The sequence below is a fragment of the Pradoshia sp. genome (genome assembly GCF_051873915.1).
In the GTDB taxonomy this organism is placed as follows: domain Bacteria; phylum Bacillota; class Bacilli; order Bacillales; family Pradoshiaceae; genus Pradoshia.
This window is the reverse complement of the sequence record NZ_JBJEFJ010000027.1, coordinates 1-3,541: the sequence shown is the minus strand read 5'-3', so window position 1 is coordinate 3,541 and position 3,541 is coordinate 1. Positions and strand designations below refer to the sequence as shown.

Annotated in this window: 3 protein-coding genes; 1 reads left to right on the top strand and 2 read right to left on the bottom strand. The window is 40.5% G+C overall.

The features are described from left to right. Positions 1-52: 52 nt before the first annotated feature. Together ACI35L_RS02780 and ACI35L_RS02775 are read right to left on the bottom strand one after the other, a co-directional pair. Entirely contained in the window at positions 53-685 is a 633-nt protein-coding gene (locus ACI35L_RS02780) for a LysE family translocator (RefSeq protein WP_439802187.1), read from the bottom strand. Positions 686-828: 143 nt separating this feature from the next. Then, positions 829-2,058 carry a helix-turn-helix domain-containing protein gene (locus ACI35L_RS02775; protein WP_439802186.1) on the bottom strand — a complete coding sequence of 410 codons (1,230 nt, stop codon included), beginning with the start codon at positions 2,056-2,058 and terminating at the stop codon, positions 829-831. 194 nt (positions 2,059-2,252) lie between these two features. Between ACI35L_RS02775 and ACI35L_RS02770 the strand changes: the two genes are divergently transcribed. Further along, on the top strand, positions 2,253-3,541 hold a 1,289-nt coding region (locus tag ACI35L_RS02770), incomplete at its 3' end, for a glycoside hydrolase family 2 protein (RefSeq protein ID WP_439802185.1).

Here is a 3,541-nt window from a genome sequence, read left to right as displayed (position 1 = left end):
TTCGAAAATGAAGCTCAGAGCGATTCACTCTGAGCTTTTTTAACGAAATGGATTAATGCTGTGCCTTCTCAAAAGCGAGTTTAAGTCCAAAACCAATTAGTATCGTACCGGTTATTCCTTCAATCGCTGCTTGTGCCTTCGGTTTTTTCATGAAGGTGCTGACTTGGTGAATTAAGTAAACATAGAACAGGAACCAGACAGCTGTTAATGCGGTGTAGGTGATGCCCATAAGCAGAAATGGAACAAATGTGTTGCTGCCGGCTTCGACGAATTGGGGCAGGAAGGTTAGGAAGAAGACGGCGACCTTTGGGTTAAGGATATTGGTGAGGAAGCCTTGCTTAAAGCAGGAGGACTTCTCAAACTGTATCTTTGTCTCTGTTTCTGCCGTTGCGGCTTCTTCTTTCTTCCACAGGGACCAGAGGGTTTTGGCTCCAAGGTAGATTAAGTAAATAGCCCCGACATATTTAAAAACGGAGAATAAGAGGGCTGACTTCACGATGATCGCGGACAGACCTAGAACAGCCGCAGATGTATGAATCAGGAGAGCGCAGCAGGTGCCGAGTGCCGTTTTGAGACCGGCGCCGCTACCTTGACTTAGGGTGTTTTTGGTCGCGACAGCCGTATCGGGACCGGGAAGGATGATCAAGAAAATGCACATGAGGATATAAAGATAAAAGTTCTCCATGCTATGCCGCCTTTCTGGCTCTATATAGTGCCTTCGTTATAAATGGTAACCTCTATTATAGACTATAGGTTGAATTATTTGAATATTCTTTTTAAAAGTCCAGCTCATTTAAGAAACCGGGATTTCCATTTGAGGAATCCCGGTTAATCTTCTTTATTTACCTCTTTCATGAACTGAGAAGGGGTCATGGAAGTAACCTTCTTGAAAACCCTGCTGAAGTAATTGACGTCATTAAAGCCGACCATGAAGGCAACCTCTGTGATCGATTTTTGGCCGCTTTGCAGATAGAGCTTGGCAGATTCCACTCGTTTCAGATTGATGAAATCTGTTACACTTTGCCCAGTTTCTTGTTTGAATTTCCTGGACAGATGTGATGGGTTAGCGTGGATGGAATCCGCAATGCTTTGCAAGGTAATAGGACTGTCAATATTCATTCGAATATAATCCACGGCTTTTTTAATTAGTTCACTATATTGGCGAGTAGAAAATTCTCTTACTAAATCACAATAATCATGCAGCATGACCTCCACTAGCTTATTTAGATAAGGCAGATTGGGTGCCCTTTCAATTAAGATGGCGAATTTATCTGATATTTCGTGAAGGTAGACAGGGTGGACACCGCCTTTTCTGGCGGCCATTCGGCATATGGTGTTTAATACAGAAATTAAGTTTTTTGACGATCTGATGGGACTCTCTGGTATGCGATCTTCTAAATAAGTATCTCCTATATTGATTTTCAACTTCTCTACGGTTTCTTTATCACCGGTCATGATGGCATGCATGAGTTCTTGTTCAGTATGGTAACGTAATTCAATCATTTCCTTGCTTTCATCAATCATCGTTTTAATCGATTCCTTGCTCTGATTTGACTGGACTGGGTCAGTAGTGATTAATTGTGCCTCAATAAAAGAATTCGAGCATAAATTGACGAGCAATTCACCTATACTATTACTCGTACTATTATTAACGATGGAAAGGGAGGCATAAAATTCTTGCAGCTGTCTCCTTTCACTAATGGGTAGTTGATTGGCAGAAATCATTTCGCTGACGAAATCCGTTCCAGGTACACTGGATAAAAAGGGTCCAACCATAATGGCGCCAACATAATGATTTTCTTCCCAAATGCCGGCAGCCATATACTGCAGACCGAAACTATTGATGTAGTAGTAATAGGAATGTGCAGGATGTTCCTCGAGAATTTGGTTGATTTGTCTGAAGTCTTGCTCAAAGTTTTGCAGGGCAGCCGGAAGATTCTGTTTCACTAATTGAAGCAGAGCGGCTCCTTCCTGATTAATTAAGCGGACATCCATGTGGCTGATGGAAGAAATCATTCGGCAGATTTTTTGAAGATCATGTAGTCTATTTTCCAGCATTTCATCATCTCTTCTTTCATTTTCTGTATTATTGTGTAAAATAGGCAAAAATAATACGATTTCAAGCAAAATTGTGCGATAAATATTCTGTTTTCTATACTATACTAAGAACAGGAAGTTAAGGATATATTAATTTTAAGTTTACATGTTCATTTTTTCACAAATTATCTATGACTATCAAGGGAGAGAAATGAATGAGAAAAATAATTAACATGAATGACTCATGGAAATTTATTAAACAAGATGAAGTTAGCGCTTACAATAAAAGCTTTGACGATACTAGCTGGGAAACAGTCAGCGTTCCGCATACTTGGAATGCGATTGATGGAGCGAATGGTTTTGATTTCTACAAGGGTGCTTGCTGGTACCGTAAAGAATTAATGATCGATTCATTACAACAAGGAAACCGTGTATATATTGAATTCAACGGTTCTAATAGCATTACGGACGTATATATCAATGGTCACCATATGGGACAGCACCGCGGCGGATACTCTACTTTCCGCTTCGATATCACTGATGTGGTAGAGTTTGGAACAGTAAACACAGTAGCGGTGAAAGTTGATAACACAGTTGTGGAAGATGTTTATCCGCAAATGGCAGATTTCACTTTCTATGGCGGAATGTATCGTGATGTAAATCTGGTTATCACAAATCATGTTCACTTTGACTTGATGGATTATGGTTCACAAGGGATTTATATTGTTCAAGACGAAGTGAACGAAGAGAAAGCGTCTTTGACGATTAAATCAAAAATCACGAATGATTTAGATGTGGAAAAGAAAGTACGCCTATGGGCAGACCTATTTGACGCTGAAGGCAAGGTAGTTGCCTATGCAGCAAAAGAAGTCGTTCTCGCGGCTGGTGAAACTCAAGAAGTTGACATGCCTGCTGTCATTAAGAATCCAACTCTTTGGAACGGCAGAAAAAATGCTTATATGTATAAAGCAAACGTATCATTGACTAGCTTCAATGACACAATCGATGAAATTTCCATCCCATTCGGTGTGAGATATTTCGAAGTAGACCCTGAAAGAGGATTCATCCTTAATGGTCAACCATTACGCCTAAATGGTGTGTCCCGCCACCAGGATAGAAAAGACATGGGCTGGGCGATTACGAAGAAAGAACATAAAGAAGATATGGAATTGATCAAAGAGGTTGGCGCGACATCCATCCGCCTTGCTCACTATCAGCATGATCAATATTTCTATGATCTGTGTGACCAAGAAGGTATGGTTGTATGGGCTGAAATTCCGTTCATTTCCATTATGTCTAAAACAGAATTAGAAGGCATCAATGCGAAGCAGCAAATGATTGAGCTAATCAGACAGAACTTCAACCACCCATCCATTATGTTCTGGGGCGTGCAAAATGAGATCCAAATCGGCGGTAACCGTCCAGAGGTTAGAAAGTTAGTAAGAGAACTGGCTGAATTAACGAAAAAAGAAGATCCAACACGTTTAACAACACAAGCAAACGT